Source organism: Paraburkholderia sp. SOS3, from assembly GCF_001922345.1.
Lineage (GTDB): Bacteria > Pseudomonadota > Gammaproteobacteria > Burkholderiales > Burkholderiaceae > Paraburkholderia.
This window is the reverse complement of sequence record NZ_CP018811.1, coordinates 3,213,673-3,238,446: the sequence shown is the minus strand read 5'-3', so window position 1 is coordinate 3,238,446 and position 24,774 is coordinate 3,213,673. Positions and strand designations below refer to the sequence as shown.

Below are 24,774 nucleotides of genomic sequence, written 5' to 3'. Positions count from 1 at the left end.
TGGCACGTTGCCGGCCGCTTACGAGCCGTGGAACGCGGCCGGCGCATCGGCCGGCGAAACCGGCGTGGGCGTCGCCGGCACGAAGCTCGCGGCGGACGGGATCGCGGGCAGGACCGGCTGCGATGCGGCGACCGCCGTCGACGCGAGAGCGGCCGGTGCGCCGCCCGCGCCTGGCACGCCCGACACGCCTGAAGCGCCCGGCGCGGGTTTGCCGGCTGCGCCGCTTGCGGGGCGTTCCTTGCCGTTGACGAGCCGGTTGATGTCCTTGAGTTCCCTCTTGCCGGACGGCGGCGCGCTGACGACAGTCGGCCGCCGCCTATGCTCGCTCGCCGCGAGTCGTTCCTTCTGTTCTTCCGGCAGCAACTGATAGGCTTTCCAGGCGTTCTGCCGCGTTTCGCGCGACAGCCCCTTCGAAATCTGATAGTTCTCGCGCGCGATGCGGCGCTGCTCGGGCGTCATCCTGACCCACTCGGTCATCTGCTCGTGCAGGCGCTTTTGCGCTTCGGCCGTCATCTTCGGGTAGCGCGCCGCAATCTTCAACCATTTGCGCTTGCGCTCGTCGCTGAACGAATCCCACTGCGTGGCGAAAGGCGCGAGCGCGATATGCTCGGCATTCGTGAGCCGTGCCCACGCAAGCGGGCCGTTGTTCCGCAAGCCGGGAATCTCGACCGCGAGCGCGGGCGCCGCGGGCTTCGGCGCGACAGGCGTCGCGCTGGCGGGCGTGCCGGCCGCGGCATGCACGGGCGCCGGCGCATGAAAGCGCGGATAGGTGGCGGCGAACGCAACCACGGCGGCGATCACACATCCGGAGACAACGGCAAGGCCGCGCTTGTAATTCACCCGTCGCTTCTCCCAGTCCTACCGCGCATGCGACAGATACGCGTTGAAACCGTGATCGAGGTAGGCGGAAAGCGGAAGGTCGTCGCTGAGCATCGCGGCGTCGATATCGGCCAGCTCGGCGGTGCGCTGCTGGTCTTCCCAGTACGCGATCGCCACGAGGCTGACGACGAGCGCGGCGATCGGCCATGCGAGCGCGAAGCGGCGCAGTTTCGACGCGCGGCGCGGCGCCGGGCCGGTGGCCGGCATGACGCCCGCCGGAGCCGGCACGAGCACCGGCACGAAGGCCGGCGCGCGCACGGCTTCCGGCTTCTTGCGCGCGAGCGCGGTGCGGCGCGCGGCGGCGAGCCGGTCGACCGTGGCGGGCGGGATGCGGGCGGCGCTTTCGTCGAGGGCGCGCCGCACCTGCCACGCGAACTCGATTTCCTTATCGTGAGCGGGGCTCATAGCGTGATTCCTTTGGCCTTGAGCGCCTGGGCCAGCGTATGGGTGGCTCGCGAGCAGTGGGTCTTCACACTGCCTTCGGAGCAGCCCATCGCGGCGGCAGTCTCGGCGACATCCATATCTTCCCAGTAACGCATCAGAAACGCCTCCCGTTGACGTGCCGGCAACCGTTGGATTTCGTCGTCGATCAACTGCAGAATCTGCTCGCGCGCAAGGCGCTCTTCGCCGCTTTCCGCGCCGGGCGCGCCGTCCTGAACATCGATGGTCTCGAGCGGGTCGAATTCGTCGTCGTCCGAGTTGGCGAGCGACGAGAAGAGACTCACCCACGTGTTGCGCACCTTCTGGCGACGAAAATAATCGTGCGTCGCATTCTGAAGAATACGCTGAAACAAAAGTGGAAGCTCAGGCGGAGGACGGTCGCCGTACTTCTCGGCGAGCTTGATCATGGCGTCCTGCACGATGTCGAGTGCAGCGTCGTCGTCCCGCACGGCGTACACCGTCTGCTTGAACGCGCGCCTTTCGACGCCCGCCAGAAAATCGGCGAGTTCTTTGTCTGATGCCATCCGTGCTGAGTGGGCGAAGCGGGCGCGTGCGCTGGAAACGGTGAGAAAAAGCCGGCTGGGTACACGTGAAGCAACGGCCGAAAAATGTCGTAAAACTCGCGGATGCTAACAAAAATCGGCGCCGGCCGGGAGAAATCGGGCAGCCTCGTGCAAACCGCGTCGCAAACGTTTGGGAGAAAAACGTTGGAAAAACAGGCAGTAAGCGCAGGCCGGGACGCGCGAAGCAAGCGGTTAGCGCGGCACAATTGCGGAGCATGAACGTAATGCCGGATGCATCCCCGGCGCGGAAATATTTTCTTGACCGAAACGCCGCTTAACGCTATTGTCGCTGGTTCGCAACATAAAGTGACTAGTCTCATTTGAGGCGGGCCCAAGAAGTCCGCCGGTCAAACTGGACGCGCCGCTTGAACCCGAGCCACAAGCCCGGCAGAGAGCACCCGATCAATTTTTTGCCGAAAATTCGAAAGGTGAACGATGAATATGCCCAGCGCGGAATTCTCCACGTCGGATACCACTCCCCATCCCGAAGCTGACTCGATCGGCGCCACCGTGCTCATGCGCGCGCTGGCCGACGAAGACGTCGAGTTTGTCTGGGGCTATCCTGGCGGCTCGGTACTCTACATCTACGACGAGCTCTACAAGCAGGACAAATTCCAGCACGTGCTCGTGCGCCACGAGCAGGCCGCGGTTCACGCCGCCGACGCCTATTCGCGCTCGACCGGCAAGGTCGGCGTCTGCCTCGTCACGTCGGGCCCTGGCGTCACGAACGCGGTTACCGGCATCGCCACCGCGTACATGGATTCGATCCCGATGGTGATCATCACCGGCCAGGTGCCCACTGCGGCAATCGGCCAGGATGCGTTCCAGGAGTGCGATACGGTCGGCATCACGCGGCCTTGCGTGAAGCACAACTTCCTCGTGAAGGATGTGCGCGAACTGGCCGCCACCGTCAAGAAAGCGTTCTATATCGCGCGTACCGGCCGGCCCGGTCCGGTGCTGATCGACATTCCGAAAGACGTCTCGAAAGCGCCTTGCCACTACGAGCCGATCAAAGCCGTCGCGTTGCGCTCGTATAACCCGGTCACGAAAGGCCACTCGGGCCAGATCCGCAAGGCGGTGTCGCTGTTGCTGACGGCGAAGCGCCCGTATATCTACACCGGCGGCGGCATCATCCTCGCGGACGCGGCGCGCGAACTGAACCAGTTCGTCGATCTGCTCGGCTACCCGGTCACGAATACGCTGATGGGTCTCGGCGGCTATCGCGCGAGCGACAAGAAATTCGTCGGCATGCTCGGCATGCACGGCACGTACGAAGCGAATATGGCGATGCAGCACTGCGACGTGCTGATCGCAATCGGTGCGCGTTTCGACGACCGCGTGATCGGCGATCCGGCGCACTTCGCGTCGCGGCCGCGCAAGATCATTCATATCGACATCGATCCTTCATCCATTTCGAAGCGCGTGAAGGTCGACATCCCGATCGTCGGCGACGTGAAGGAAGTGCTGAAGGAACTGATCGAACAGCTGCAGACGGCCGACCACGGCCCGGATACCGAAGCGCTTGCCGCGTGGTGGAAGGACATCGAAGGCTGGCGTTCGAAAGACTGCCTCAAGTACGACCGCAAGAGCGAAATCATCAAGCCGCAATATGTGGTCGAGAAGCTCTGGGAACTGACCGACGGCAACGCGTTTGTCTGCTCGGACGTCGGCCAGCATCAGATGTGGGCCGCGCAGTTCTACCGCTTCAACAAGCCGCGCCGCTGGATCAACTCGGGCGGCCTCGGCACGATGGGCTTCGGTCTGCCGGCCGCGATGGGCGTGAAGATCGCGCATCCGGACGATGAAGTCGTGTGCATCACGGGCGAAGGCTCGATCCAGATGTGCATCCAGGAACTGTCGACGTGCAAGCAGTACGACACGCCGGTCAAGATCATTTCGCTGAACAACCGCTATCTGGGCATGGTGCGCCAGTGGCAGCAGATCGAATACAGCAAGCGCTATTCGCATTCGTACATGGATGCGCTGCCCGATTTCGTGAAGCTTGCCGAAGCGTATGGCCATGTCGGCATGCGCATCGAGAAAACGTCGGATGTGGAAGGCGCGCTGAAGGAAGCGCTGCGTCTGAAGGATCGCACGGTATTTCTCGACTTCCAGACCGATCCTACCGAGAACGTCTGGCCGATGGTACAGGCCGGCAAGGGCATCACGGAGATGCTGCTCGGTGCGGAAGATCTATAACGGCGCCGGCTTTTGTCACTGAGCGTTGGCTTCGCCATGCGCGCCTTCACAAAAGGCGCAATGCAGGCGGAGCGGCGCGGCCGGTGCGGATAAATCGATACTTGGATATCTGGAAGAAGCGATCATGAGACACATCATTTCCGTGCTGCTCGAAAACGAACCGGGCGCGTTGTCGCGCGTCGTCGGGCTCTTCTCGGCACGCGGCTACAACATCGAAACCTTGACGGTGGCGCCGACCGAAGACCGTTCGCTGTCGCGCATGACCATCGTTTCCATTGGCTCGGACGACGTGATCGAGCAGATCACGAAGCATCTGAACCGCCTGATCGAGGTGGTGAAAGTGGTCGACCTGACCGAGGGCGCCCACATCGAGCGCGAGCTGATGCTGATCAAGGTGCGCGCGGTCGGCAAGGAGCGTGAAGAGATGAAGCGGATGTCGGACATTTTCCGCGGCCGCATCATCGACGTCACCGAAAAGACCTACACGATCGAGCTGACGGGCGCGAGCGACAAGCTCGACGCGTTTATCGAAGGAATCGATGCGACCGCGATTCTCGAAACGGTCCGCACGGGCGGTTCGGGCATCGGGCGCGGCGAGCGTATCCTCAAGGTTTGACGACGCCATCGATCATGGCCGGGCGCGCCAACCGCGCGCTCGGCCGCGCAGTAAAACGCAACATTTGAATTCACCGTATATCGCCAAGGAACAGACATGAAAGTTTTCTACGACAAGGACGCCGACCTCTCCCTCATCAAAGGCAAGCAGGTCACGATCATCGGTTACGGCTCGCAGGGCCATGCGCACGCGCTGAACCTGAAAGAAAGCGGCGTGAAGGTGACCGTCGGTCTTCGCAAGGGCGGCGCTTCGTGGAGCAAGGCTGAGAACGCGGGCCTCGCCGTGAAGGAAGTGGCCGAGGCGGTAAAGGGCGCCGACGTCGTCATGATGCTGCTGCCCGACGAGCAGATCGCCGAGGTGTACAGGAACGAAGTGCACGCCAATGCGAAGCAGGGCGCCGCGCTCGCGTTCGCACACGGCTTCAACGTGCACTACGGCCAGGTGATTCCGCGTGCGGACCTCGACGTGATCATGATCGCGCCGAAGGCGCCGGGTCACACGGTGCGTAGCACGTACACGCAAGGCGGCGGCGTGCCGCACCTCGTCGCGGTTGCGCAGGACAAATCGGGCGCGGCGCGCGATATCGCGCTGTCGTATGCGGCGGCGAACGGCGGCGGCCGTGCCGGCATCATCGAGACGAACTTCCGCGAAGAAACCGAAACCGACCTGTTCGGCGAACAGGCCGTGCTGTGCGGCGGCACGGTCGATCTGATCAAGGCCGGCTTCGAGACGCTGGTCGAGGCCGGTTACGCGCCGGAAATGGCGTACTTCGAGTGCCTGCATGAACTGAAGCTGATCGTCGACCTGATCTACGAAGGCGGCATCGCGAACATGAACTACTCGATCTCGAACAACGCCGAGTACGGCGAGTACGTGACGGGCCCGCGCATCATCACCGACGAAACGAAGAAGGTGATGAAGGACGTGCTGAAAGACATCCAGACGGGCGAATACGCGAAGAGCTTCATCATCGAAAACCGCGCCGGCGCGCCGACGCTGCAATCGCGCCGCCGTCTGACGGCCGAGCACCAGATCGAGCAGGTCGGTGCGAAGCTGCGCGCGATGATGCCGTGGATCGCGAAGAACAAGCTCGTCGACCAGTCGAAAAACTAAGACCGGCGGTGCGGTTGTTTCCCCGGGGCTTTTCTCCGGGGTCATTCCGCCAGCGTATGCCATGTCGGGCGCAGCCGTTGCGCTGCGCCGTCCCTCCAAGCCGTCCAGCGTGCTGAACCCTGGGCGGCTTTTGCTATCCTACGGTTTTACGAAAACACTGAAGCCATCCATGAATTACCCTCACCCGATCATCGCACGCGAAGGCTGGCCGTTTATCGGAATCGCCGTTGTCGTCGCGCTGTTGGTCCATGCCTTCCTCGGGTTCGGCATTGCGTGGCTTTTCTGGCTGCTCGTCATTTTCGTCGTTCAATTCTTCCGCGATCCGGCGAGGCCCATTCCGACGCAGCCGAACGCAGTGCTGTGCCCGGCCGACGGTCGTATCGTCGCTGTCGAGACCGCGCATGACCCGTATGCGAAGCGCGAGGCGCTGAAGATCAGCGTGTTCATGAATGTGTTCAACGTGCATTCGCAGCGCTCGCCGGTCGATGGCGCGATCCAGAAGGTCGAATACTTTCCGGGCTCGTATCTGAATGCCGCCGTCGACAAAGCGTCGCTCGAAAACGAGCGCAATGCGATCGTCATCGAAACGGCAAGCGGGGCGACAGTGACGTCGGTGCAGATCGCCGGACTCATCGCGCGGCGCATTCTTTGCTACGTCCGTGCGGGAGAGCCGCTTACGCGAGGCCAGCGCTACGGCTTTATCCGCTTCGGTTCGCGCGTCGACGTGTACCTGCCGATGGGCAGCCGTCCGCGCGTGACGATCGGCGAGAAGGTATCGGCCTCGTCAACCATTCTGGCCGAACTATAAAGCGGCTCACGGAGACTCCGATGGCCCTGAAACCGCGTCGACCACGCAGCAGCGCCGCACCGCAACCGCGGCCGATCAGACCGTTCCGCCGCAACAAGCCGACGGGCGACCCCGTGCCGGTCGTAATCGACAGCCGGCGCGCCGCGCGTCAGCAATTCCTGCGCAAGCGCGGCATTTACCTGCTGCCGAATGCATTCACCACCGCGGCGCTCTTCTGCGGCTTCTTCGCGGTCGTGCAGGCGATGAACGTGCGTTTCGAAGTCGCGGCGATCGCGATCTTCGTCGCGATGGTGCTCGATGGAATGGACGGGCGCGTCGCGCGTATCACGCATACGCAAAGCGCGTTCGGCGAGCAGTTCGACAGCCTGTCCGACATGGTGTCGTTCGGCGTGGCGCCGGCGCTGGTCATGTACGAATGGGTGCTGAAAGACCTTGGACGCTGGGGGTGGCTCGCGGCGTTCGTCTACTGCTCGGGCGCGGCGCTGCGGCTCGCGCGCTTCAACACGAATATCGGCGTTGTCGACAAGCGCTTTTTCCAGGGCATGCCGAGCCCGGCTGCGGCCGCGCTGATCGCGGGCTTCGTCTGGCTCGCCACCGACAACCGCGTGCCGCTCAAGCTTGGCTGGCTGCCGTGGGTCGCGTTCGCACTGACGATCTACGCGGGCGTGACGATGGTGTCGAACGCGCCGTTTTATAGCGGCAAGGCGCTCGATATCCGGCATCGCGTGCCGTTCGCGGCGACGCTTCTGATTGTGATGCTGTTCGTGCTCGTGTCGTCCGATCCGCCGCTCATGCTGTTCGGACTGTTCGTGCTGTATGGCCTCTCGGGCTATGTGTTCTGGGGGTACCAAACGCTGCGCGGCCGTAGCAATCCCGCGCGTTCTTCGCAGCGGCAGCCGTAGCCGTCGGCGCCGCTGTGATCGGCTGCGACGCCCGTCACGCGGTCATGGTCGACGGCTGCCTTTGAGCTCAGGGCGGGTGCGACGCGCCCGCCGCGCCAAAGCAGCCGTTTCTGCTTCTTTCCGCTTGATTCTGCTTTTCAATCGCCGCGTTTGCCTGCGCCTATTGCCGCCTGCTGCACGTTGCCGGGGGACCGTTACGCCATATGGCGCGCGCCGTGTCGACCGTCGAACAAGCGGCTGTGGAGCGGTCGCGCCGGCCGTTATCGTGAATTGCGCGAATCGATGAATCTCGCTATAGTCGCTGGCATGGCACTTTCCAAGTTCCCCTTCCTGACTCTTCAAGCCGGCGCGCTACTACGCTCGCTAGCTTCGGCGCGCCTGTCGCGCTGATCGTTTTCGCCTCCCGTCTGCCTCGTCTCCTGTTAGCGTCGCCAGCCGGTGGCGCAAACACCCGTATTCCTTTTCGATTTGAATTGACCGGATCCCCAGGAGACCTGAGATGGCAGACAAGCTGATCATTTTCGACACGACGTTGCGTGACGGCGAGCAGTCGCCCGGCGCGTCGATGACGAAGGAAGAGAAAATCCGTATCGCGAAGCAGCTCGAGCGGATGAAGGTGGACGTGATCGAAGCCGGCTTTGCGGCAAGCTCGAACGGCGACTTCGATGCGATCCAGACGATTGCGTCGACAATCAAGGACAGCACCGTCTGCTCGCTCGCCCGCGCGAACGACAAAGACATTCAGCGCGCCGCCGACGCGTTGAAGCCCGCCGATCATTTCCGCATCCATACGTTTATCGCGACGTCGCCGCTGCACATGGAAAAGAAGTTGCGGATGACGCCGGAGCAGGTGTTCGAGCAGGCGAAACTCGCGGTGCGCTTCGCGCGCAAATTCACGAACGACGTCGAGTTCTCGCCCGAAGACGGCAGCCGCTCGGATATGGACTTCCTGTGCCGCGTGCTCGAAGCGGTGATCGCCGAAGGCGCGACGACCATCAATATCGCGGACACGGTCGGCTACGGCGTACCGGAGCTCTACGGCAATCTCGTGAAGACGCTGCGCGAGCGCATTCCGAACTCGGACAAGGCCGTGTTTTCCGTGCACTGCCATAACGATCTCGGCATGGCGGTCGCCAATTCGCTGGCCGGCGTGCAGATCGGCGGGGCGCGTCAGGTCGAGTGCACGATCAACGGTCTCGGCGAGCGCGCGGGCAATACGTCGCTCGAAGAAATCGTCATGGCCGTGAAAACGCGCAAGGACTATTTCAGCCTCGACGTCGGCCTCGATACGACGCAGATCGTGCCGACCTCGAAGCTCGTGTCGCAAATCACCGGTTTCGTCGTGCAGCCGAACAAGGCGGTGGTCGGCGCGAACGCCTTTGCGCATGCGTCGGGTATTCACCAGGACGGCGTGCTGAAGGCGCGCGATACCTACGAAATCATGCGCGCGGAAGATGTGGGCTGGACCGCGAACAAGATCGTGCTCGGCAAGCTCTCGGGCCGCAATGCGTTCAAGCAGCGTCTGCAGGAACTGGGCATTTCGCTCGACAGCGAAGCCGAACTCAACACCGCGTTCTCGCGCTTCAAGGAACTCGCCGACCGCAAAGCCGAAATTTTCGACGAGGACATCATCGCGATCGTCACCGAGGAATCGGCCGAAGCGCAGGAGAAGGAGCATTACAAGTTCGTGTCGCTCTCGCAGCGCTCGGAGACGGGTGAGCAGCCGCATGCGCGGATCGTGTTCTCGGTCGAAGGCAAGGAGGTCACGGCCGAAGCGCGCGGCAATGGTCCCGTCGACGCGACGATGAACGCGATCGAAAGCGAAGTCGGCAGCGGCGCGGAATTCCTGCTGTATTCGGTGAACGCGATTACGACCGGCACGCAGGCGCAGGGCGAGGTGACCGTGCGGTTGTCGAAGGCCGGGCGAGTGGTCAACGGCGTCGGCACCGATCCCGATATCGTCGCGGCTTCGGCGAAGGCATATATCGCGGCGCTGAACCGCCTTTACACCGGTGTGGACAAGCTCAATCCACAGCGCTCGTAAGCACTGACGCCGGCGTTATCGCGCCAGCGGTAAAAACGAAACCCCGTGTGGACTCCAAAGTCCGCACGGGGTTTTTCATGCCAGCGCCGCGTGCGCTCAGAACAGGCTGCGGCGGTCCGGGTCGTGCAGCGGATCGGGCGTCTTCTGCGTGAGCCGCAGGATGCCCTGATCGTCGAAATAGAAGCTGTACAGCATGTACCAGACGTTGTCCTCGTAATACCGGTAGGTCCACACCTCACGCTTCATCAGCGGAAAATACGAGGTTTCCTCGGGGCGGCCGAAGTTGACGAGCACGTCGGCGCGCGTCCATTTGCCGATTTCCGCGCGATAGAATTCGCTCGGCTGCAGCACCTGGCGCACGCTGACAATCTTGCCGTTTGCGTCGATGTCGGCGGCTGTCGTGTATTCGCCCATCGGCTGCGTCGGCCACATGAGCCGTTTGCCGCCGTTGGGCAGATCGTAGACTTCGCGTGGCGGCCCGAGGCGCGAGAGCACCGTCGACTGGTCGGCGCCTGGCTGATAGCCCTGCCACGGTTGCGCGCAGCCTGCCAGCGCGAGCGTGCCGACGCAGGCAACCAGCATGCGCCGGCCGCGCGCGTACCGCGCAATCGCTGCGTATGCTGTTGAAAGGCGATTGAACATGAATCTCTCCAGATGCGTTTTCACGATAATTTCTATCGCGGACAGGCATCATTTTGACATGTGATGCGGCGAAAGATTTTCAAACCGCATAGCAATTCGGCGGGGCGAGCACGCGGCTGCGGTGTCCGACCTGTCCGAAAGACCACGATTCGCCGGGCTTTCGGGCTGTGCTACAATACGCGCCTCGTTGCAAAACATGGCAAATGCCATGGCAAGTGCGATGACATGGCCAATGCAGCAGGCGCATGGTTTTCGTATGCCACGTTGTAGCGTAGAATCCAGCGGTTTCGCTGTAACCCACGGCACGGCTCTTCTTCCGTGACCGCCTGTTGAATCAAAGGAAATCAAATGACTGTTGCTGAAATCAAAAAATCCGACGTCGTCGCGCAATTCGCTCGCGGCGCCAACGACACCGGCTCCCCCGAAGTGCAGGTCGCACTGCTCACGTCGCGCATCAACGAGCTGACGGCTCACTTCAAGGCCCACACGAAAGACCATCACAGCCGCCGCGGTCTGCTGCGCATGGTGAGCCGCCGTCGCAAGCTGCTCGACTACCTGAAGGGCAAGGACGCCGATCGTTATCGTTCGCTGATCGAGAAGCTGGGTCTGCGTAAGTAAGCGGGTCGTTCTTTTCAGCAAAGTGCCTGTGTCAGTTCCGCTGATGCAGGCATTTTGTTTTTGAACGGTGCGCAAAACGGGTCGCCGTATCAATCGAAATTCCGTGCGCATTCAGGCCTCGCGGGCGGCTCCTGGCAGTTCCGATCTGTCGGTTCCAATAGCAGGCAACCGATAGCAGGCAAGAAGCAGGCAAGATCAGAAAGCAATAGCAAGGCAAGAGCAACAGCAATCAGCCGGGCTTCAGGGAAGAGCGCTGTGTCATTCCAGCGGTTCGCGCACGCCGCGCGGCCCTCTGGAATGGCATAACACTCCTCTTCCCCTGCGGCACCGGCTCAAGCGTAGCCGTCGCGCATTGGCGTGTACGGCTTGACGAAAAGATCAATGGAGGACAAATGTCTATGTTTAACAAGATCGTCAAAGAATTTAAGTGGGGGCAGCATACGGTTCGCCTCGAGACGGGCGAAATCGCCCGCCAGGCGAGCGGTGCCGTGCTCGTTGACGTCGAAGATACGGTCGTGCTCGCCACCGTCGTCGGTGCGAAGACCGCCAAGCCGGGCCAGGATTTCTTTCCGCTGACGGTCGACTACATCGAAAAGACCTACTCGGCAGGCAAGATTCCGGGCGGTTTCTTCCGCCGCGAAGGCCGTCCGTCGGAAGGCGAAACGCTGATCTCGCGCCTCATCGATCGTCCGCTGCGTCCGCTTTTCCCGGAAGGCTTCTATAACGAAGTGCAGGTCGTCATCCACGTGATGTCGATCAACCCGGACGTGCCGGCCGACATCCCCGCGCTGATCGGCGCATCGGCTGCGCTCGCGGTGTCGGGCCTGCCGTTCAACGGCCCGGTCGGCGCCGCGCGTGTCGCGTACATCAACAACGAATACGTGCTGAACCCGACGCGCTCGCAGATCAAGGAATCGCGTCTGGACCTCGTCGTCGCCGGTACCGAGCGTGCCGTGCTGATGGTCGAATCCGAAGCGGACCAACTGCCCGAAGACGTGATGCTCGGCGCGGTCGTGTTCGGCCACGAGCAGATGCAAACGGCGATCGACGCGATCCACGAACTCGTGCGCGAAGGCGGCAAGCCCGAGTGGGACTGGCAGCCGGCGCCGAAGAACGAAGCGCTGATCGCGCGCGTCAACGAAATCGCTTACAACGAACTGCTTTCCGCTTATCAAACGCGTGACAAGCAGGCGCGTTCGGCGAAGCTGAAGGAAGTCTACGCAGCGACGTCGGCGAAGCTCGAAGCAGAAGCGCTCGCAACGGGCGGCGTTGCGGCCGATAAGGCGACGGTCGGCAATGTGCTGTTCGATATCGAAGCGAAGATCGTCCGTTCGCAAATCCTGAACGGCGAGCCGCGCATCGACGGCCGCGATACGCGCACCGTGCGTCCGATCGAGATCCGCACGGGCGTGCTGCCGCGCACGCACGGTTCGGCGCTCTTCACGCGCGGCGAAACGCAGGCGCTCGTCGTCGCGACGCTCGGCACGAAGGGCGACGAGCAGATCATCGACGCGCTCGAAGGCGAATACCGCGACCGCTTCATGCTCCACTACAACATGCCGCCGTTCGCGACCGGCGAAACGGGCCGCGTCGGGTCGCCGAAGCGCCGCGAAATCGGCCACGGGCGTCTGGCCAAGCGCGCGCTCGTCGCGTGCCTGCCGAGCGCCGACGAATTCGGCTATTCGATTCGCGTCGTGTCGGAAATCACCGAGTCGAACGGTTCGTCGTCGATGGCGTCGGTGTGCGGCGGCTGTCTCGCGCTGATGGACGCCGGCGTGCCGATGAAGGCGCACGTCGCCGGCATCGCGATGGGCCTGATCCTCGAAGGCAACAAGTTCGCGGTGTTGACCGACATCCTCGGCGACGAAGATCATCTCGGCGACATGGACTTCAAGGTGGCCGGTACCGCCGACGGCGTGACCGCGCTGCAGATGGACATCAAGATCCAGGGCATCACGAAGGAAATCATGCAGGTCGCGCTCGCCCAGGCGAAGGAAGGCCGCATGCATATCCTTGGCAAGATGACCTCGGCCGTGTCGGGCGCGAACACGCAACTGTCCGAGTTCGCCCCGCGCATGATCACGATCAAGATCAATCCGGAAAAGATTCGCGACGTGATCGGCAAGGGCGGCTCGGTGATCCGCGCGCTGACCGAAGAAACGGGCACGACGATCGACATCTCCGACGACGGCGTCGTGACGATCGCGAGCACGAGCGCGGAAGGCATGGCCGAAGCGAAGAAACGCATCGAAAACATCACGATGGAAGTCGAAGTCGGCCAGATCTACGAAGGCACGGTGCTCAAGCTGCTCGACTTCGGCGCGATCGTGAATATCCTGCCGGGCAAGGACGGTCTGCTGCATATCTCCGAGATCGCGAACGAGCGCATCAAGGACATCAACGACTATCTGAAGGAAGGCCAGCAGGTGAAGGTCAAGGTCATCCAGACGGATGAAAAGGGCCGCGTGCGGTTGTCGGCAAAGGCGCTGCTGAACGACGGCGCCGCGACGCAACCCGAATCGACCCCGCAGTAAGCGAGGCTCGAACAGACGGCCGGCAGCGTGAATGCGCGCCGGCCGTTTTTCATGTAGGGTGGATTGCATTGCGAACCCGCAGCTGTTGCCGCAGTCGTTGCCGCAATTGTTCCCGCAGTTTTCAGCGCAATCCCCACCTTTGGAGACGACAGCGATGAAAGCGATCGAAATTACCGAGTTCGGCGCGCCGGAAGTATTGAAGCTTGCCGAGCGTCCGATGCCGGAAGTGAAAGCGGGCGAAGTGCTGGTCAAGGTGGCTGCGTCCGGCGTGAACCGGCCCGACGTGTTCCAGCGCAAGGGTTCGTATGCGCCGCCGCCGGGCGCGTCCGATCTGCCGGGGCTCGAGGTGGCCGGTGAGATCGTCGGCGGCACGATCGACGCAAAGCACAATCCGTTCGGCCTCAAGATGGGCGATCGCGTATGCGGGCTGCTCGCGGGCGGCGGTTATGCGGAATTTGCCGCAGTGCCGCTCGCGCAGTGTCTGCCGGTGCCGAAGGGACTGACCGACATCGAAGCCGCGTCGCTGCCGGAAACGTTCTTTACGGTCTGGAGCAACGTGTTCGACCGCGCGCAACTGGGCAAGGGCGAAGGCGGCGCGAACGAGACGTTTCTCGTGCAAGGCGGCTCGAGCGGCATCGGCGTGACGGCGATCCAGATCGCCCATGCGCTCGGCTTTCGCGTATTCGCGACCGCGGGTTCCGACGACAAATGCCGCGCGTGCGAAGCGCTCGGCGCCGAGCGCGCGATCAACTACAAGACCGAAGACTTCGTCGAAGTGGTGAAATCACTGACGAACGACCGCGGCGTCGACGTGATTCTCGACATGGTCGCGGGCAGCTATATCGCGCGCGAACTGAAGGCGCTCGCCGATGGCGGCCGCGTCGCGATCATCGCGCTGCTGGGCGGCGCGAAGGCGGAAGTGAACCTGAGCGACGTCATGCGCCGCCGGCTCACCATCACGGGTTCGACGCTGCGTCCGCGGCCTGTCGAATTCAAGGCGAAGATCGCCGCGCAGCTCAAGGAGCGTGTGTGGCCGCATCTCGAAGACGGGACCATCAAGCCGGTCGTGCATCGCGTGTTTCCGGCCCGCGAGGCCGCGCAAGCTCATGAGCTGATGGAAAGCAGCACTCACGTCGGCAAGATCGTGCTGAATTGGGGCGCGGACAGCTGATCGAGACGTGAGGCACGGGTGGCCGCGCGGCGGGCATCGCGCCGTGACCGCACCGGTTGTCGCGAGACGGCGCGGCAATGTGCTGCCGCTCAATTTGCTCCCCGTTTGACCCGTCTGTGCCGCGCAAAGTAAAATCGCGTGTTTTGCGCGTGCGGCGAGTGTGGGTTGCAGTCAGGTCGAAGCCAGGGTTGCAGCCAGACAGCATCGTGGTTCAAGGAACCGGGGCGAACGACGGGGCGAACGACGAAGCGGAGTTGGTCCACCATTCATGACATCGGGGCAACGGGCAAGACGATGGCGAAACAACGAGCGAAACTGGTAGTCGGCAACTGGAAAATGCATGGCCGCCTTGCCGACAACAAGCTGCTGCTGCAGGCGGTCTCGCAAGGCGCGGGCGGCTTGCCGGATGAGGTAGGCATCGGCGTTTGCGTGCCGTGTCCGTATCTCGCGCAGGCGCAGGCGCTGCTCAATGGCAGCCGGGTGGCGTGGGGAGTGCAGGATATCTCCGCGCACGAGCAAGGCGCGTTCACCGGTGAAGTCGCGGCGGAAATGGCGGTAGAGTTCGGTGCGTCGTATGCGATTGTTGGTCACTCGGAACGGCGCGCTTACCATCTCGAGAGTGCTGAGCTCGTGGCGACGAAAGCGCTGCGTGCGCTCGAAGCGGGCCTGACGCCGATTGTGTGTGTCGGAGAAACGCTCGAGCAACGCGAAGCTGGCGAAACCGAAAACGTCATCGGCATGCAGATCGATGCCGTGCTCGCGAAGCTGTCGTCCGATCAGGTATCGCGCATCGTAGTCGCTTACGAACCCGTCTGGGCCATCGGAACCGGCAAGACCGCGACGGCCGAACAGGCGCAAGCGGTGCATGCATTTCTGCGTGCGCGGATTGCAGCAAAGGGCCAGGCAGCGGGTGTTGCGCTGTTGTATGGCGGTAGTGTGAAACCGGAAAACGCGGAACAACTGTTTCGCCAGCAGGACATCGATGGCGGCCTGATTGGCGGTGCATCGCTGAAACATACCGATTTCCTTGCGATCTGCGAGGCGGCGGTCGCGGCGAATGCGGTGCGGTAGATTCGATCGTTGCGGTAATTCGATTGTTGCGCGCAGCGTGCTTTTACGTTGCGCCTTTAAATAAAGACTCGGGTGAGTGTGATGCTGTATTTGAAAACATTGATCATCGTCGTGCAGCTGTTGTCGGCGCTTGGCATTATTGGCCTCGTGCTGTTGCAGCATGGCAAGGGCGCGGACATGGGCGCGGCGTTCGGTAGCGGCGCATCGGGCAGCCTGTTTGGCGCAACCGGTTCGGCGAACTTCCTGTCCCGTTCGACGGCGGTGCTCGCCGCGATCTTCTTTGTCACGACGCTTGCGCTGACTTATCTCGGTGCGTATCACGCGAAGCCTTCGGCAGGTGTCCTTGGTACCGCGGCAACGACAAGCGCGCCTGCTGCCACACCGGCATCCGGGCCCGCATCGGCCGCTGCGCCCGCGTCGGTTTCTACTGCAACGAATGCGGTTGCTCCGGGTGGTTCAGGTGCGTCTTCAGGTGCTGCGGCTGCTGCGCCTGCATCGTCGGCGCCGGGTCAGGATGTGCCGAAATAAATTTTCGTTTAGCCTGCTTTTGTGCGTTGAACAAACTGTTTAAACCAGTTACAATTCAAGTCTTGAAGCGATTCGCGGCTTTTATAAGTTGATTTCCCGGATTGCAGACAGTGCCGACGTGGTGAAATTGGTAGACACGCTATCTTGAGGGGGTAGTGGCGAAAGCTGTGCGAGTTCGAGTCTCGCCGTCGGCACCAATGTTATCTAGACGTTATCCTAATGCCAGCCGCTTGCTTCGCTTCGGCTGGCATTTTCACTTCTAGTGAGCTGCTTGCCATACGCTTACAACAGCAAGCAGGCCGAAGTGATTCGCGTCGGGGGAGGGGTCCGCTCCCGGCATATGGTTTGTTAGAACCAACCGATTGAGGATAGTCTTGAACCTCGCAGCCTATTTCCCCGTATTGTTGTTCCTCCTCGTGGGTACCGGTTTAGGCGTAGCACTGGTCAGTATCGGCAAGATCCTCGGTCCCAGCCGGCCCGACAGCGAAAAGAACGCGCCGTACGAATGCGGCTTCGAAGCGTTCGAAGATGCGCGCATGAAGTTCGACGTGCGCTACTACCTTGTCGCCATCCTGTTCATCATTTTCGATCTTGAAACCGCGTTCCTGTTTCCGTGGGGCGTTGCGCTGCGCGATATCGGCTGGCCGGGCTTCATTTCGATGATGATTTTTCTGCTCGAATTCCTGCTGGGCTTCGCCTATATCTGGAAGAAAGGCGGTCTCGACTGGGAATGACGGGTCCAATTGCCGGTTTCAGGGCGGCCTATGCTAGCTGCCCGTCTGGAGTGGAAAGCAAATGAGTATCGAAGGGGTCTTGAAGGAAGGGTTTGTCACCACGACGGCTGACAAACTGATCAACTGGACGCGCACCGGCTCGCTGTGGCCGATGACGTTCGGTCTCGCGTGTTGCGCGGTCGAGATGATGCATGCGGGCGCGGCCCGCTACGACCTCGACCGTTTCGGCGTTGTGTTTCGTCCGAGTCCGCGTCAGTCGGACGTGATGATCGTCGCCGGCACGCTGTGCAACAAGATGGCGCCGGCGCTGCGCAAGGTATACGACCAGATGGCCGAGCCGCGCTGGGTGATTTCGATGGGCTCGTGCGCGAACGGGGGTGGCTACTACCACTACTCGTACTCGGTCGTACGTGGCTGCGATCGTATCGTGCCGGTCGACGTCTACGTGCCGGGCTGTCCGCCGACGGCCGAGGCGCTCGTCTATGGCGTGATCCAGCTACAGGCAAAGATCCGCCGCACCAACACCATCGCCCGTCAATAAAGGCCCAAGCCTCCCCACAATATGGCAAGCAAACTCGAGACCCTCAAAGCGAATCTCGAGGCGGCCTTTGGCGGCCGCCTGTCGAGCATCACGGAATCGATCGGTGAACTGACGATCGTCGTGAAGGCGAGCGAATACCTCGACGTGGTGAAGCGTCTGCGCGACGACACATCGCTGAAGTTCGAACAGCTGATCGATCTGTGCGGCGTCGATTACCAGACGTATGGCGACGGCGCTTACGAAGGCCCGCGTTTTGCCGCGGTACTGCATCTGCTCTCCATTGCAAACAACTGGCGCGTGCGCGTGCGCGTATTCGCGCCGGACGACGATCTGCCGATCGTTCCGTCGGTCGTCGACGTGTGGAATTCGGCGAACTGGTATGAGCGCGAAGCGTTCGACCTGTACGGCATCGTCTTCGAAGGCCATCCGGACCTGCGCCGCATCCTGACCGACTACGGCTTCATCGGTCACCCGTTCCGCAAGGATTTCCCGGTCTCCGGTTACGTCGAAATGCGTTACGACCCGGAAGAGAAGCGCGTCGTCTATCAGCCGGTGACGATCGAGCCGCGTGAAATCACGCCGCGCGTGATCCGCGAAGATCGCTATGGCGGTCTGAAACATTAAGAGAACGCCATGGCAGAGATCAAGAACTACACGCTCAACTTCGGCCCGCAGCACCCGGCAGCGCACGGCGTGCTGCGTCTCGTGCTCGAGCTCGACGGCGAAGTGATCCAGCGCGCCGATCCGCATATCGGCCTGCTGCATCGTGCGACCGAAAAGCTCGCCGAAAACAAGACGTTTATCCAGTCCGTGCCGTATATGGACCGTCTCGACTATGTGTCGATGATGGTGAACGAACACGGTTATGTGCTCGCGATCGAAAAGCTGCTCGGCATCGATGTGCCGATTCGCGCGAAATACATCCGCGTGCTGTTCGACGAAGTCACGCGCGTGCTGAACCACCTGATGTGGATCGGTGCGCACGCGCTCGACGTCGGCGCGATGGCCGTGTTTCTGTATGCGTTCCGCGAGCGCGAAGACCTGATGGACGTGTACGAAGCGGTGTCGGGCGCGCGTATGCATGCTGCGTACTATCGTCCGGGCGGTGTCTATCGCGATCTGCCCGACGCGATGCCGCAATACAAGGCGTCGAAAATCCGCAATGCGAAGGCGCTGTCGAAAATGAACGAGAGCCGCCAGGGTTCGCTGCTCGACTTCATCGAAGATTTCTTCAACCGGTTCCCGAAGTGTGTCGACGAGTATGAAACGCTGCTGACCGACAACCGGATCTGGAAGCAGCGTCTCGTGGGCATCGGTGTCGTGAGCCCCGAACGCGCGCTGCAACTGGGTCTGACCGGCGCGATGCTGCGCGGCTCGGGCATCGAGTGGGACCTGCGCAAGAAGCAGCCTTACGAGGTGTACGATCAGCTCGATTTCGACATTCCGGTTGGCGTGAATGGCGACTGCTACGACCGCTATCTCGTGCGCGTCGAAGAAATGCGTCAATCGACGCGTATCGCGAAGCAGTGTATTGATTGGCTTCGCAAGAATCCCGGCCCCGTGATGATCGACAATCACAAGGTTGCGCCGCCGTCGCGCGTCGGGATGAAGTCGAACATGGAAGAGCTGATCCACCATTTCAAGCTCTTTACCGAGGGCTTCCATGTGCCTGAAGGCGAATCGTATGCGGCGGTCGAGCATCCGAAGGGCGAGTTCGGCATCTATCTGATTTCGGATGGCGCGAACAAGCCTTATCGCCTGAAGATTCGCGCGCCGGGCTACGCGCATCTGTCCGCGCTCGACGAAATGGCGCGCGGCCACATGATCGCCGATGCGGTCACGATCATCGGCACGCAGGACATCGTGTTCGGCGAAGTGGATCGCTAAAGCGTTTTCATCGAGGCCCGTCCGCGCGAGAAGGCCGTGCCAGCGCGGCGCGAGGCAAGGGGCAAGCAAGGAACGCCGGGTCTGTCGCATCATGCAGTGAGCGACAGGTTTTCGTTCGGTAGGAATTGAAAGAGTCGTGTCTGAAAATGATCTCAGCTGAAGGCCTGAAAGAAATCGATCGTGCGCTCACGAAGTACCCCGCCGATCAGAAACAATCCGCCGTGATGGCGGCGCTGGCCGTTGCGCAAGACGAACATGGCTGGCTGTCGCCCGATCTGATGCAGTACGTCGCCGACTATCTCGGCATGCCGGCTGTTGCCGTGCAGGAAGTCGCGACGTTCTACACGATGTTCGAAACGTCGCCGGTCGGCAAACACAAGATCACGCTCTGCACGAACCTGCCGTGTCAGCTCGGCCCGGACGGCGGCTCGGAAAGCGCCGCCGAATATCTGAAGCAGAAGCTCGGCATCGACTTCGGCGAAACCACCGCGGACGGCAAGTTCACGCTTAAAGAGGGTGAGTGCATGGGCGCGTGCGGCGACGCACCGGTGATGCTCGTGAACAACCATCGTATGTGCAGCTTCATGAGCCGCGAGAAGATCGACCAGCTGCTCGAGGAACTTTCGAAATGACGTCTTTACACGATCGTCACATCAAGCCGCTGATTCTCGCCGGTCTGAACGGCGAGAACTGGCATCTCGAAGATTACGTCGCGCGTGGCGGCTACAAGCAGCTGCGCCGCATCCTGGAAGAAAAAATCCCGCCGGAGCAGGTGATTGCCGATGTGAAGGCATCGGGCTTGCGCGGCCGCGGCGGTGCGGGCTTCCCGACCGGGCTCAAATGGAGCTTCATGCCGCGCCAGTTTCCGGGGCAGAAGTACCTCGTCTGCAACTCGGACGAAGGCGAACCGGGCACGTTCAAGGACCGCGACATCCTGCGCTGGAATCCGCATGCGTTGATCGAAGGCATGGCGATCGGCGCGTATGCGATGGGCATCACGGTCGGCTACAACTACATTCACGGCGAAATCTTCGCCGAATATCTGCGCTTCGAAGAGGCGCTCGAAGAGGCTCGCCGCGCGGGCTTCCTCGGCGACAACATCATGGGTTCGGGCTTTTCGTTCCAGCTGCATGCGCACCACGGTTACGGCGCGTATATCTGCGGCGAGGAAACGGCGCTGCTCGAGTCGCTCGAAGGCAAGAAAGGCCAGCCGCGCTTCAAGCCGCCGTTCCCCGCGAGCTTTGGCGTCTACGGCAAGCCGACCACGATCAACAACACCGAAACGTTCGCCGCGGTGCCGTTCCTGCTCGAGGTCGGTCCGCAAACCTATCTGGAGATCGGCAAGCCGAACAACGGCGGCACGAAGATCTTCTCGGTGTCGGGCGACGTCGAGCGTCCTGGCAACTATGAAGTGCCGCTCGGCACGCCGTTCGCGACGCTGATGGAACTCGCCGGCGGCATGCGCGGCGGCAAGAAGATCAAGGCGGTGATCCCGGGCGGCTCGTCGGCGCCGGTGATCCCGGGCGACATCATGATGCAGACCGACATGGACTACGATTCGATCGCGAAAGCCGGATCGATGCTCGGTTCGGGCGCGGTGATCGTGATGGACGAGACACGCTGCATGGTGCGCTCGCTGCTGCGCCTGTCGTACTTCTATTACGAAGAGTCATGCGGCCAATGCACGCCGTGTCGCGAAGGCACCGGCTGGCTCTACCGCGTCGTGCATCGTATCGAGCATGGCCTTGGCCGCAAGGAAGATCTCGACCTGCTCAACTCGGTTGCCGAAAACATCATGGGCCGCACGATCTGCGCGCTCGGCGATGCGGCTGCGATGCCGGTGCGCGGCATGCTGAAGCATTACTGGGACGAATTCGAGTATCACGTCGCCAACAAGCGCTGCCTCGTCGGTGGCCATGCCGGGGCGGCGGCGGTGTCGGAAACGGTCGCGGCGTAGAAGAAGCAGAACGTCGAATGCAGATTCACCGCGGTGCGCCTCGTCTACACGGCGTGCGCCCGGCGCGATGAACGGGGCGAACGATTGAGCGGTATCAGGTTAAGGAAGATTGACCATCATGGTTGAACTCGAAATAGACGGCAAAACGGTCGAGGTACCTGAAGGCAGCATGGTGATCCAGGCTGCGCATAAGGTCGACACATACGTGCCGCATTTCTGCTATCACAAGAAGCTGTCGATCGCGGCGAATTGCCGTATGTGTCTCGTCGACGTCGAGAAAATGCCGAAGGCGGTCCCCGCCTGCGCGACGCCGGTGTCGCAAGGCATGGTCGTGCGCACCAAATCCGAGAAGGCCATCAAGGGCCAGCAATCGGTGATGGAGTTCCTGCTGATCAACCATCCGCTCGATTGCCCGATCTGCGATCAAGGCGGCGAATGTCAGCTGCAGGATCTCGCGGTCGGCTACGGCAAGTCGTCGTCGCGCTATAGCGAAGAAAAGCGCGTCGTGTTCCACAAGAACGTGGGGCCGCTGATCTCGATGGAAGAGATGACGCGCTGCATCCACTGCACGCGCTGCGTGCGCTTCGGCCAGGAAGTGGCGGGCGTGATGGAGCTCGGCATGCTGAACCGCGGCGAGCATTCGGAAATCACGACCTTCGTCGGCAAGACCGTCGACTCCGAACTGTCGGGCAACATGATCGACCTGTGCCCGGTCGGCGCGCTGACGAGCAAGCCGTTCCGCTACAGCGCGCGGACGTGGGAACTGTCGCGCCGCAAGTCGGTGAGCCCGCATGATTCGGTCGGCGCAAACCTCGTCGTGCAGGTGAAGAACAACCGCGTGATGCGCGTGCTGCCGTTCGAGAACGAAGCGATCAACGAATGCTGGATCTCGGACAAGGACCGCTTCTCGTACGAAGCGCTCAACAGCGAAGAGCGCCTGACGCGGCCGATGGTGAAGCAGGGCGGCCAGTGGGTCGAAACCGACTGGCAAACGGCGCTCGAATACGTCGTCAAGGGTTTCAACGGCATCAAGGGCGATCACGGCGCAAACGCGATCGCCGCGCTCGGCAGCGCGCACAGCACGGTCGAAGAACTGTTCCTGCTCAAGCAGCTTGCGCAGGCGGTCGGTACGCCGAACATCGATTTCCGTCTGCGTCAGGCCGACTTCTCGGCGCCGGTGAACGGCGCGCCGTGGCTTGGCGTGAAGATCGCCGACCTGTCGCTCGTCGACGCGGCGTTCGTGGTCGGCACGTCGTCGCTGCGTCGCGATCATCCCCTTTTGGCCGCGCGTCTGCGCCAGGCATCGAAGGGCGGCGCGAAGCTCACGCTGCTGCAGGCATCGAGCGACAACTCGCTGATTCCGAAGGCACAGGTCATCGCCGCAGCGCCGTCCGCATGGCTCGACGAACTGGCCGGCATCGCGGCTGCCGTATCGGAAGCGCGCGGCGTCGCGCTGCCCGAAGCGTTCGCAGGCTCACAGGCATCGGATGCGGCAAAGCTGGTCGCCGCTTCGCTCGCAGCCGGCGAAAAGCGCGTGGTGCTGATCGGCAACGCAGCGGTGCAGCATCCGGAATTCGCACGCATCCACGCCGCGGCGCAATGGATCGCCGACGCGACGGGCGCGACGCTCGGCTTCCTGACGGAAGCGGCGAACACGGTCGGCGCTCACCTCGTCGGCGCGCTGCCGGGCAACGGCGGCCTGAATGCACGCGAAGCGTTCGAGCAGCCGCGCAAGGGCTACGTGCTGATGAACGTCGAGCCGGAATTCGACACCGCGAACCCGGCCCAAGCGCTTGCCGCACTGAACCAGGCGGAAATGGTCGTCGTGATGTCTCCGTTCAGAACGGGCATGGATTACGCCGACGTGCTGCTGCCGATCGCACCGTTCACGGAAACGGCCGGCACGTTCGTCAACGCGGAAGGCACGGTGCAGAGCTTCAACGGTGTCGTGCGGCCGCTCGGCGACGCGCGTCCCGCATGGAAGGTGCTGCGCGTGCTCGGCAGCCTGCTCGGCGCGTCGGGCTTCGAATACGACACGGCCGAAGAAGTGCGCGCGGCCGCGCTCGGCGATGCGGACCTCGCGCCGCGTCTGTCGAACCAGAGCACGTCGCCGGTTGCACGCGGCAACGGCGGTGCGGCCAGGGCCGCGAACGGCTCGTTCGAGCGCATCGCCGACGTGCCGATCTACCACGCCGATCCGCTCGTGCGCCGTGCCGGCTCGCTGCATCTGACGCAAGCCGCGCGCAACGCGAACACGATCGGTCTGCCGGCTGGCCTCTTCGACAAGCTGGGTCTGAAAGACGGCGACGCGGTGCGCGTGCGCCAGGGGGAGCGTTCGGTGCAGGTGCCGGCCGTGCGCGATGCGAATCTTGCGGAGACGGTGGTCCGCGTGTCGGCGGCCACGCCTGCCGGCGCGGCGCTGGGGAGCCTGTTCGGCGAACTGCTGGTGGAGAAGGCGTAAATGACCTTGTTCGATACGATCAACGCGGGCGGCAGCCAGATTCTCGGCGTCGCGTGGCCGACGGTGTGGGCGCTCGTGCGCATCATCGTGGTGGCCGTCGCGATTCTGCTGTGCGTCGCGTACCTGATCCTCTGGGAGCGCAAACTGATCGGCTGGATGCACGTGCGTCTGGGCCCGAACCGCGTCGGTCCCGGCGGCTCGCTGCAGCCGATCGCCGACGTGCTCAAGCTGTTGCTGAAGGAAGTGATCCAGCCGACCCAGGCGAGCCGCTGGATTTACCTGATCGCGCCGGTCATGGTGGTCGTGCCGGCCTTCGCGATCTGGGCGGTGATTCCGTTCCAGGCGGGCGCCGTGCTCGGCGACATCAACGCGGGCCTGCTGTACGCGATCGCGATTTCGTCGATCGGTGTCTACGGCGTGATTCTCGCCGGCTGGGCATCGAACTCGAAGTATGCATTCCTCGGTGCGATGCGCGCGGCCGCGCAGATGGTGTCCTACGAAATCTCGATGGGTTTCGCCCTCGTCGTCGTGCTGATGACGGCCGGCAGCCTGAACCTGTCGGACATCGTCAATTCGCAAACGCGCGGCATCTTCGCGGGCTTCGGCATCAACTTCCTGTCGTGGAACTGGCTGCCGCTGCTGCCGATGTTCGTCGTCTATTTCGTGTCGGGCATTGCCGAAACGAACCGCCACCCGTTCGACGTGGTGGAAGGGGAGTCGGAAATCGTCGCGGGCCACATGATCGATTACTCGGGGATGGCGTTCGCGCTGTTCTTCCTCGCCGAGTACATCAACATGATCGTGATCTCGGCGCTCGCCTCGATCCTGTTCCTCGGCGGCTGGGACGCACCGTTCGGTTTCCTGTCGTTCATTCCGGGCATCTTCTGGCTCGTCCTCAAGGTGTTTTTCCTGTTGTCGGTATTCATCTGGGTGCGTGCGACGTTCCCGCGCTACCGCTACGACCAGATCATGCGTCTCGGCTGGAAGGTGTTCATTCCGGTGACCGTGGTGTGGCTCGTGGTGGTCGGGTTCTGGATCATGTCGCCGTTGAATATCTGGAAATAA

At 62.4% G+C, this 24,774-nt stretch carries 23 protein-coding genes and 1 tRNA gene; 20 read left to right on the top strand and 4 right to left on the bottom strand.

Features of this window, described 5'->3' with window-relative positions; all coding sequences use genetic code 11:
* Positions 1-18: 18 nt before the first annotated feature.
* Genes BTO02_RS14450 through BTO02_RS14440 form a run of 3 tightly spaced genes read right to left on the bottom strand, consistent with a single transcriptional unit; the run spans position 19 to position 1,844 of the window.
* On the bottom strand, positions 19-840 hold the full coding sequence (locus BTO02_RS14450) for a DUF3106 domain-containing protein (RefSeq protein WP_075157618.1): 822 nt from the start codon (positions 838-840) through the stop codon (positions 19-21).
* Between the two features lie 18 nt (positions 841-858).
* Positions 859-1,284: a DUF3619 family protein gene (locus BTO02_RS14445; RefSeq protein ID WP_075157617.1), complete on the bottom strand. Its 426-nt coding sequence runs from the start codon at positions 1,282-1,284 to the stop codon at positions 859-861.
* On the bottom strand, positions 1,281-1,844 hold the full coding sequence (locus BTO02_RS14440; protein WP_075157616.1) for an RNA polymerase sigma factor: 564 nt from the start codon (positions 1,842-1,844) through the stop codon (positions 1,281-1,283). The genes BTO02_RS14445 and BTO02_RS14440 overlap by 4 nt, the downstream gene beginning before the upstream one ends.
* 474 nt (positions 1,845-2,318) lie before the next feature.
* Between BTO02_RS14440 and BTO02_RS14435 the strand changes: the two genes are divergently transcribed.
* From BTO02_RS14435 to BTO02_RS14410, 6 genes are all read left to right on the top strand, one after another.
* Complete coding sequence (locus BTO02_RS14435; RefSeq protein WP_075157615.1) at positions 2,319-4,082, top strand: acetolactate synthase 3 catalytic subunit; 1,764 nt, start codon at positions 2,319-2,321, stop codon at positions 4,080-4,082.
* 124 nt (positions 4,083-4,206) lie between these two features.
* Complete coding sequence (ilvN, locus tag BTO02_RS14430; RefSeq protein WP_075157614.1) at positions 4,207-4,698, top strand: acetolactate synthase small subunit; 492 nt, start codon at positions 4,207-4,209, stop codon at positions 4,696-4,698.
* Between the two features lie 96 nt (positions 4,699-4,794).
* Positions 4,795-5,811, top strand: coding sequence for a ketol-acid reductoisomerase (gene ilvC, locus BTO02_RS14425; protein WP_075157613.1), 1,017 nt, complete (start codon positions 4,795-4,797; stop codon positions 5,809-5,811).
* 169 nt (positions 5,812-5,980) lie between these two features.
* Positions 5,981-6,619, top strand: a complete 639-nt coding sequence (locus BTO02_RS14420; protein ID WP_075157612.1) for a phosphatidylserine decarboxylase — start codon at positions 5,981-5,983, stop codon at positions 6,617-6,619.
* Between the two features lie 20 nt (positions 6,620-6,639).
* Positions 6,640-7,521, top strand: a complete 882-nt coding sequence (pssA, locus tag BTO02_RS14415; protein ID WP_075157611.1) for a CDP-diacylglycerol--serine O-phosphatidyltransferase — start codon at positions 6,640-6,642, stop codon at positions 7,519-7,521.
* A gap of 499 nt (positions 7,522-8,020) precedes the next feature.
* The gene (locus BTO02_RS14410) at positions 8,021-9,565 is read left to right on the top strand and encodes a 2-isopropylmalate synthase (protein WP_075157610.1); all 1,545 of its coding nucleotides are present in this window, start codon (positions 8,021-8,023) and stop codon (positions 9,563-9,565) included.
* 96 nt (positions 9,566-9,661) lie between these two features.
* On the opposite strand, the gene BTO02_RS14405 is transcribed toward BTO02_RS14410, so the two are convergent.
* Entirely contained in the window at positions 9,662-10,207 is a 546-nt protein-coding gene (locus BTO02_RS14405; protein WP_075157609.1) for a hypothetical protein, read from the bottom strand.
* Positions 10,208-10,555: 348 nt separating this feature from the next.
* Between BTO02_RS14405 and rpsO the strand changes: the two genes are divergently transcribed.
* The 14 genes from rpsO to nuoH all read left to right on the top strand — a co-directional run bounded on the left by rpsO (position 10,556) and on the right by nuoH (position 24,774).
* Positions 10,556-10,825, top strand: coding sequence for a 30S ribosomal protein S15 (gene rpsO / locus BTO02_RS14400; protein WP_075157608.1), 270 nt, complete (start codon positions 10,556-10,558; stop codon positions 10,823-10,825).
* A 392-nt stretch (positions 10,826-11,217) separates the two neighbouring features.
* A complete protein-coding gene (gene pnp, locus BTO02_RS14395) occupies positions 11,218-13,359 on the top strand; it encodes a polyribonucleotide nucleotidyltransferase (protein WP_075157607.1) in 2,142 nt (713 codons plus the stop codon).
* Between the two features lie 154 nt (positions 13,360-13,513).
* Positions 13,514-14,530, top strand: a complete 1,017-nt coding sequence (locus BTO02_RS14390; protein WP_075157606.1) for an NAD(P)H-quinone oxidoreductase — start codon at positions 13,514-13,516, stop codon at positions 14,528-14,530.
* Between the two features lie 294 nt (positions 14,531-14,824).
* Positions 14,825-15,601 (top strand): triose-phosphate isomerase, encoded by a 777-nt coding sequence (gene tpiA / locus BTO02_RS14385; RefSeq protein WP_075157605.1) that lies wholly within the window; start codon positions 14,825-14,827, stop codon positions 15,599-15,601.
* Positions 15,602-15,682: 81 nt separating this feature from the next.
* Positions 15,683-16,129: a preprotein translocase subunit SecG gene (secG, locus tag BTO02_RS14380; protein ID WP_075157604.1), complete on the top strand. Its 447-nt coding sequence runs from the start codon at positions 15,683-15,685 to the stop codon at positions 16,127-16,129.
* Positions 16,130-16,241: 112 nt separating this feature from the next.
* Positions 16,242-16,326 (top strand) — tRNA-Leu (locus BTO02_RS14375).
* A 177-nt stretch (positions 16,327-16,503) separates the two neighbouring features.
* Positions 16,504-16,863, top strand: a complete 360-nt coding sequence (locus tag BTO02_RS14370; RefSeq protein WP_075157603.1) for an NADH-quinone oxidoreductase subunit A — start codon at positions 16,504-16,506, stop codon at positions 16,861-16,863.
* Positions 16,864-16,924: 61 nt separating this feature from the next.
* A complete protein-coding gene (locus BTO02_RS14365; protein WP_006052903.1) occupies positions 16,925-17,404 on the top strand; it encodes a NuoB/complex I 20 kDa subunit family protein in 480 nt (159 codons plus the stop codon).
* A gap of 21 nt (positions 17,405-17,425) precedes the next feature.
* Positions 17,426-18,028, top strand: coding sequence for an NADH-quinone oxidoreductase subunit C (locus tag BTO02_RS14360; protein ID WP_075157602.1), 603 nt, complete (start codon positions 17,426-17,428; stop codon positions 18,026-18,028).
* Positions 18,029-18,037: 9 nt separating this feature from the next.
* Positions 18,038-19,291 carry an NADH-quinone oxidoreductase subunit D gene (locus BTO02_RS14355; protein WP_075157601.1) on the top strand — a complete coding sequence of 418 codons (1,254 nt, stop codon included), beginning with the start codon at positions 18,038-18,040 and terminating at the stop codon, positions 19,289-19,291.
* A 146-nt stretch (positions 19,292-19,437) separates the two neighbouring features.
* Complete coding sequence (gene nuoE / locus BTO02_RS14350) at positions 19,438-19,923, top strand: NADH-quinone oxidoreductase subunit NuoE (RefSeq protein WP_075157600.1); 486 nt, start codon at positions 19,438-19,440, stop codon at positions 19,921-19,923.
* Complete coding sequence (nuoF, locus tag BTO02_RS14345) at positions 19,920-21,248, top strand: NADH-quinone oxidoreductase subunit NuoF (protein WP_075157599.1); 1,329 nt, start codon at positions 19,920-19,922, stop codon at positions 21,246-21,248. Before nuoE ends, nuoF begins: the two co-directional genes overlap by 4 nt.
* 118 nt (positions 21,249-21,366) lie before the next feature.
* On the top strand, positions 21,367-23,709 hold the full coding sequence (gene nuoG, locus BTO02_RS14340) for an NADH-quinone oxidoreductase subunit NuoG (RefSeq protein ID WP_075157598.1): 2,343 nt from the start codon (positions 21,367-21,369) through the stop codon (positions 23,707-23,709).
* Positions 23,710-24,774, top strand: a complete 1,065-nt coding sequence (nuoH, locus tag BTO02_RS14335; protein ID WP_075157597.1) for an NADH-quinone oxidoreductase subunit NuoH — start codon at positions 23,710-23,712, stop codon at positions 24,772-24,774.